Genomic DNA, 2,381 nt, shown 5'->3' with positions numbered 1-2,381 from the left:
ACGATAAACATCTCGCTTTACAGGTATCGGTCCTCCGGTCTTAACCCGAATATAATGACGTGTCATCAAAATACCTCTCAGTGATTAGTCACGAATTCAACGACTATACTTGCTTGCCCAGCTTGTACTGTTTTGTCCGCTTTGGCATAGAGAGTAAGTTCTTCATCATAAGGGATAAACTCCTTCTGATTGGTAGGCTTAACCTCTTTTACTGCCTGTTGTTTGATTTCTGCTTCACCAAACTCATTGCCGCCAGCAGTGCTGCCTATTTTTACCTTCGTGTCCGAAAATGCTGTCTTGACATACACTTTAATCGAAGTGATCAAAGCACCACGAGGTAGCGTGCCTATTCTCATAGCGTTTTCTTTATCTTCATAGCTAAAATTAAGCCGCAAAAAGCTTACCTGCTGCGTATGAAGATTTCTCCCTTGCAAGGGCTGTGGTAAATAATCTGCCATGTCTTATCCCCTCAATGATTTGTCACGAATTGCACAACCACAATACATTCACCAGCCGCAGTTGTTTTATCCCGTGTTGCATAAAGGGTCATCTCCTTATCATCTGCAACAAAAGACTTTTGATCTGTTGGCGTAAAATCTTGCGTGCCTTGGGCTTTGATGTCTTTTTCACTGAACTCATTGCCGCCATAGGTGCTGCCTATCTTTAATTTTGCTTCAGAAAACGCGGTCTTGACAAAAGCCTTCATCGAAGTGATCAAAGCGCCACGAGGCAAAATTCCGATTTTTTCCGTAAGATGCTTATCTTTATGCGAGATATTCAAACGTAAGAAACTCACCTGTTGGGTGTGAAGATTTCTTCCCTGTAATGGAGGTGGTAATTGATCTGCCATGTCTTGTTTCCTCCCTATGATTAATTATCAGGTTCACCACTGTAGGTGGGGATAACAATCGTTCCAAAATCTTGCGCTGCTTGAGAGCTATTTGGAAATTTGAAACGGGTTTTCTTCATTCCAATCAGTGTTTTCGCAGACAAACCATAGTAACGTTGATAGTCGAAATGCTCTTCCACCAATTTATAGCGATTGACATTGCGATTATTTCCAAAAGCCATAACGATACTTTGTGCTCCAAGAAAAACAGCACGACGCACACTTTTTTTCGCTGTATGATCGGTAGATTTTACCCCATGGGTGACATGTTCAGATTCACGTAAAATCACACCATTATACATGCCTAAAGAACCATCAAAGATTGGGTTTTGCGCACGAGAGCCTGTGTAAGCAGCTTTCTGAATATCAAGCCACTGACCAGTCTCTGTATTGGTACGCAATTGCATCACTTGTGTTGGATGCAAATAGAGAACATAAACACTCTCCCCATTCACACGTACTGGTCGAATTTTGGGATTAGCAAGTTTCGCCATTTTTACAGCTTCGTCAATAAGCTTCAAACTAAAGCTGTGTTTTGGCGCTTCACTTAGCTCTTCATCCTTGGTTTTACCATCTGGACGGATAATTCGCTTACTACTTGGTGCCAGAGGTTCATTAAATCCATAATGCACATTCTCGATATCTATCATCCGATCTTCAAAAGAGATTGTCCTTGCTGTATATCCGCAAGCTTGAATGAAAAACATCAAGCTTAAGCGATCTGCATACCAATCAACTAAGCCATCTTTTGCTTCGTCACGCAAATCAAACGTTGTACGTTGTTGCGCTATACTACCTTCATTTTCTACACGAACTGCATGCGAAAGCTCGTCAATATATAGTCTGTCATGAAGGAATTGTAATGCCTCTTCATTCCCCTCAAGCGTCTGTCCTGAGGTAACACCCCGTCCCAAAAGCTGTGTACGTAAGCTAAATGTAACACAATCCCCTCTGCCCTTCTGTGTTTCAGTTTTAAGTTGAATAATGCTGTTTGAACCCCTGCCTATAAGAGGGGCAATAGGTATCGCCTTTGAAACTTCTGTATTTAATAATTTTGACCACGTGCTTATCGCATGAGGATCATCTGCTCTAACTGTTGTTAATGCCATTGATTTTACCTTTCTTTGCTGTAAAAAAAAACCGGCTTAAAAGCCGGACCATAACCCTGCATAAAACAGGCTAATTTCTATAAAAATGCACTCTTAATACCCGTTACCAGCACCATGCAATTGCCGAAAAATTGCTTTATTTTTCGGATTTGATATCCAAGCGTCAAATTCTTCTTCTGACATCCTATCAATGCTTGCTAAAGTGATTGGTCCAACACTGCCCCCTCCACCAGATGCCGTTAAGGTTCTCGCAGAATTCTGCCGGCTTTGAAGCGCAGCAACTTGATTATTCGCTTGTAATGCTTGGTTCTGATAGCCAAGATTTTGCGCTATTCTATAAATCTCTTCTGCCGGATTGAGATCTCTTTGTGCACAAGTCGCTA

Annotated in this window: 3 protein-coding genes and 1 pseudogene; all 4 read right to left on the bottom strand. The window is 41.6% G+C overall.

The genetic code is table 11. The features are described from left to right. Window positions 1–77: 77 nt before the first annotated feature. Window positions 78–458, bottom strand: a complete 381-nt coding sequence (locus tag ACFILD_RS00285) for a hypothetical protein (RefSeq protein WP_375658328.1) — start codon at window positions 456–458, stop codon at window positions 78–80. Window positions 459–469: 11 nt separating this feature from the next. After that, on the bottom strand, window positions 470–850 hold the full coding sequence (locus ACFILD_RS00280; RefSeq protein ID WP_375637953.1) for a hypothetical protein: 381 nt from the start codon (window positions 848–850) through the stop codon (window positions 470–472). A 20-nt stretch (window positions 851–870) separates the two neighbouring features. Continuing rightward, window positions 871–1,998: a N4-gp56 family major capsid protein gene (locus tag ACFILD_RS00275; protein WP_015856180.1), complete on the bottom strand. Its 1,128-nt coding sequence runs from the start codon at window positions 1,996–1,998 to the stop codon at window positions 871–873. A 93-nt stretch (window positions 1,999–2,091) separates the two neighbouring features. After that, window positions 2,092–2,381 (bottom strand): annotated as a pseudogene (locus ACFILD_RS00270) (hypothetical protein); the annotation flags it as partial.

Origin of the sequence: Bartonella sp. CL162QHHD (assembly GCF_042195435.1) — a bacterium.
GTDB lineage: Bacteria > Pseudomonadota > Alphaproteobacteria > Rhizobiales > Rhizobiaceae > Bartonella.
Note: the sequence above shows the minus strand (reverse complement) of the source record. Positions and strands in the feature narration are given on the sequence as shown.